Here is a 3,128-nt window from a genome sequence, read left to right as displayed (position 1 = left end):
TTTGTATATCTTTGGAAATTTCAGACCAATCCCCTCTTATAGCTTCAAAACCAACAATATCTATTATATTATCTATTGTAATTCCTACGTATCTTTTTTTTGCTTCAGTGAAGAAAAGCTTCTTATAGATTTTATCAATTTTAATTTCAAGCCCTAATTCGCTGTTTATTATGTTTAAAAGCTCGTTGATCTTTTTCTCATCAAACTGGACAAAAAGGCTATCTGTATCTCCATATATAACATCAAGACCTAACTTTTTTGCCTTTTCGATTGCAAAGGTTATATTCTGTCTTCCCCAAGCCGTAATTGCTTCCGCGCATTCTTTGCAATACCATCTTGCGCCTTGCCACCCCATATATCCATAGCTGGCATTCGCTAAAACTTTAATAGCTTTCTGTCTTTCATCAAGTACGTTATATTCTGGATCGCCTGGTTTCAATTTTTTTAGCTGTTGCCTTATTTTTTGTCTAGCGGCTAAAAGATCGCTCAAGACGCTTTTGAAAAATCCTGGTGGTTCCTTTCTAAATTTGTGCCCAACATCAGGAGCCACGTAACATTCATCATTTTTGCATTCTTTTACTAAAGTATCCGGTCCAACATTATATTTAATCATTATATTAGGATACATGCTCGCAAAATCTAAAACCGCAATATTTTCATGAACACCTGATTTTGGTTTCAGAACTATTGCTCCTTTGTAACTTTCCCTTTCTCTTTCTTCTCTGTTAGGCACTATTTCATTAAATCTATATGCTTTTCTTATGAGGTAATATTCTAATCTATAACCAACACTGGTAGCCATAAGCTGATCAAGCGGAATTCCTGTAAGTCCAGAAAGCTGAATTCCAAAAGGCAAAAATTTTTCCATAAGCCTATAAGTCGAAATAACGTCATCTCTATTGTATCTGAGGACTTTTTCTCTGCCTTCTTTTCCTGTGTCCCAGAGCTTCGGGATATCATACCATTCCAGAAGAACCCTTTCATCTTTCTTCATTACTCCCATATATTCAGAAATATCTTCAAGTGTTTTTCTCTTAACTTCAGAAATCTCCTGTGCAAAATCAAAGATATCGACATTCAGTCTTCCTGCTACACTGATATGACCGGCTGTGCTCGTTGCAGGTGATTTCCCTATTTCTCTTGTGACATCAAGATTCAATCCATTGTACTTTGCCCTTTGTAGCAAGTAATTCCAGTCGAAAACATTAATGTTATAACCTGAAATTATGTCTGGATCTATTTTCTGTACTTCTTCGATAAACTTTTTTATTGTTTCTTTATCATCTTTATTTTCTGAATAAAACTGCTTTAAACCTCCATCCATAAGACCGATTATTATTATTGGATCCTTTTCTGGCCTAGGGGAACCTGTTGTGCTGTACACTTCTATATCAAATACCATAGTTTTTAGAGATGGAAAAGAAGCCTCTGCTTCTAACTCTATCGGATCTTCAAGGACTTCGTAAATCTTAGCACTTCTATATTTTTTCTTAGAGACCTCTCTTACAGGTACTTTATACCATCTAAACGGTTTTATATCCTTATCAATCATGTACCTCATTGAAAACCTTATATCCGCTTCTAGGACATCTTTTACCATAGGAACATTTTTTACTCTGTCTCTAACTTCCCTGACTTGTTCAGGTATCATCATTATGATTTTTAAAGCCTTTACTGGTTTTCCGTAAAGCTTTTTTTCTACTAATTCAACAGAGGCTTTAGGCTCCTTTCTTCTAACTAAAGTTAAAACTTCGTTTTTTACTTTCTCGATATTAGATTCTTCTTCGAGAATTGCGTAAAAATATGGCTTAAATCTCCAATCCAATAAAGTAATTGTTTCTCCAGCTCTGTTTTTAGCCCAAATTACAATGAATATGTTGTTTCCTTCTTGTTCATAGCTAACATCTAATGGTTGAAACTCGATAATCGTTTTTTCTTCAGACAATATATAGCACCCGTCATCTGAAATCGAAAGAAGAAAAAGAATTTATTTTTCGCCTAATTTTTATATAAAATATTAGTTTAGATAAGTATAAATATTTTTCATAGTAAATAAGTGTCCAATTTCAACTTAGTGACATAGACAAGTGGTTATTATGAGAAAGAAAATAATTGTCTTAGCGTTTATTATAATTTTCATTTATTCAATTACTTTTATTTCAATAGCACAAGAACCCAGTTATACAAATGCTGTGATCAGTATTGATAGCTATGGAATTGCATCTATTAAACAAGTAATACCAGTAAATGACGTTTCTGTTGTAAATTGCATTGGAAATTGCCTATATGTCCTCAACATTAACACATCAAACGTTGATTATTACTTGGAGAATAACACAATAGTTCTAGTACCGAATAATTTTACTGGCAATGTGCTTTTAGAATATATTTCACAATTAGCTTATCCTAATGGAACTATTTGGAATGTGAGCTTTAGTAGTGACATTAATACTACCGTTGTTCTCCCATATGGCGCAATTTTGCTCTCAACGAATCCCTTACCAATCGATTTTAATGTCACTTCGGATGGAAGATTATATTTTGTATATATGCCTGGCAATATAACACTATCATATTCATACCTGCAGTCAGCTAACATTACAAACACAACAGGCTTTACGAGCACAACACCTTCAACTGCAGGATTACACCAAGGCATTAGCAATTATGCTTTATATATAATTGGGATTATTTTAATTGCCATAGGGTTGCTTATCGGATATTTATACTTTAGAGGTCCAAAAAAAGGAAAAAGCTTAGAAGAAAAAATAAAGTATTTAGATGATAGGGATAGAAAAATCGTTGAAATCATTAGAGAGAAAGGACCGATAACTCCCGGCGATCTTCTGAACCAACTCAATATTCCGAGATCTGCATTTTATCGGCGAATAAATAGACTAAAAAAAGACGGAATCATAGAACAATTCGAAGTTGGTGGAAAGGTTTATTACAAGCTAAAAGAAGGACAGTGAGCTACACTGTTCTAAAGGGTTGGGGCTTCAGCTTCATCTAGGGTTTCAGAGGTCTCAACGCTCAAAAACCTTTACCCATTCATTTTCTCGATACAATGTGAAGTTTCCTGAGCGTCCATCTTTATAAAAACTACTTATTTTTTCATTTCTATGTCT

General features: G+C 33.9%; 2 protein-coding genes. One reads left to right on the top strand and one right to left on the bottom strand.

Going from position 1 to position 3,128, the window contains the following annotated elements:
* On the bottom strand, window positions 1-1,945 hold a 1,945-nt coding region (locus ACP5SL_RS05825), incomplete at its 3' end, for a DNA-directed DNA polymerase (protein ID WP_428228333.1).
* 151 nt (window positions 1,946-2,096) lie between these two features.
* On the opposite strand from ACP5SL_RS05825, the gene ACP5SL_RS05820 reads away from it, so the two are divergent.
* A complete protein-coding gene (locus tag ACP5SL_RS05820; RefSeq protein WP_014557550.1) occupies window positions 2,097-2,972 on the top strand; it encodes a winged helix-turn-helix domain-containing protein in 876 nt (291 codons plus the stop codon).
* The last annotated feature ends 156 nt before the right edge of the window (window positions 2,973-3,128 follow it).

This window comes from Fervidicoccus sp. (assembly GCF_049967375.1).
Taxonomy (GTDB): Archaea; Thermoproteota; Thermoprotei_A; order Sulfolobales; family Fervidicoccaceae; genus Fervidicoccus; species Fervidicoccus fontis.
The sequence above is the reverse complement of the archived record's forward strand: the minus strand, read 5'-3'. Positions and strand labels throughout refer to the sequence as shown.

What these genes read in the sequence shown, in the direction of transcription:
- ACP5SL_RS05820 (WP_014557550.1), top strand. Translation starts at nt 2,097, where the DNA reads ATGAGAAAGAAAATAATTGTCTTAGCGTTTATTATAATTTTCATTTAT.